At 47.7% G+C, this 788-nt stretch carries 1 protein-coding gene; it reads left to right on the forward strand.

Going from position 1 to position 788, the window contains the following annotated elements; translation table 11 throughout:
* On the forward strand, positions 1-624 hold a 624-nt coding region (locus tag ACYVTD_RS14655; protein ID WP_461248455.1), incomplete at its 5' end, for a flagellin.
* Positions 625-788 lie beyond the last annotated feature (164 nt).

Here is a 788-nt window from a genome sequence, read left to right on the forward strand (position 1 = left end):
CTGCAAGAATCAGAAGACATTCTCCAGCGTTTACGCGAGTTAGCAATCCAGTCTTCGAACGGTATCTATTCCGACGAAGACAGAATGTACATCCAGGTTGAAGTTTCTCAGCTCGTTGACGAAGTAGACAGAATTGCGTCACACGCACAGTTCAACGGAATGAACCTATTGACAGGTCGTTTTGGCCGTCCGGTAGGCGAGAATGTGGTTACAGCTTCTATGTGGTTCCATATTGGAGCTAACATGGATCAGCGCGAACAGGTTTATATCGGCACAATGACAACGAAGGGTCTTGGTATCCGCAATGTCGGTGACGATTCCTTTATTTCACTGGCCGACCCGGACAGTGCCAACCGTGCCATTGGAACCATCGACAAGGCGTTAAAGCTCATCAACAAACAGAGAGCCGATCTTGGCGCCTATCAGAATCGCCTTGAGCACGCAGTACGCGGTCTCGACGTAGGAGCAGAAAACATGCAAGCCTCAGAGTCCCGCATCCGCGACGCCAACATGGCGAACGAGACGGTAGGTTACACCAAGAACATGATCCTGACACAAGCTGGAACAGCAATGCTGGCGCAAGCCAATCAAAGAGGTCAGTCGGTTCTACAGCTTCTGCAGTAATTTATTACAACACGCAGCCTAAGGCTGCGACGTCTCTCGGAAAGGCGCCCGACCACTTAATTGTGGTTGGGCTTCTTTTTTTAGGTATATCGGTAATTTTAAAAATAGTAGAAAAAAGTAATATTTATTCTACATTCCACAATTAAGTGGTCGGACTTCTTTTT

It is taken from the genome of Treponema sp. R6D11, assembly GCF_054786075.1.